This window comes from Bacillus sp. SIMBA_005 (assembly GCF_046535585.1).
GTDB lineage: Bacteria > Bacillota > Bacilli > Bacillales > Bacillaceae > Bacillus > Bacillus pumilus.
Window position 1 is genome coordinate 1 of sequence record NZ_JAWRWI010000195.1, and the last position, 302, is coordinate 302.

At 59.6% G+C, this 302-nt stretch carries 1 protein-coding gene; it reads left to right on the forward strand.

All coding sequences use genetic code 11. The annotated features are described in order from the left end of the window. Positions 1 to 302: hypothetical protein (locus SB660_RS19730; protein WP_410583957.1), on the forward strand; the 302-nt coding region annotated here is incomplete at both ends.

The window sequence follows — 302 nt, forward strand, 5'->3', positions numbered from 1 at the left end:
GTGCGCGTAAGGAGGGTCAGTTCTCGTTCGGTGGTGTGAACTACACCTTGCGCCGTGACGTCGCGGGTCTCGATCCGACCGATTTTGCGAGCTACCGTCCCGTGGATCCGGCGCTCGATGTGACTTTCCCCTCGCAGCAGTCCACGGTCTACAGCGGCATCGAGCGCAAGTCGGCATTCCTGAACTCCATTGTCGACGTCACCGACAACATCACCCTGAACACGGATCTGCTGTATTCGGATCGTGACTCCTACGCACGTAACGCGGGCTACCCGTTCCAGAGCGCTGCGTTCGACAACAGT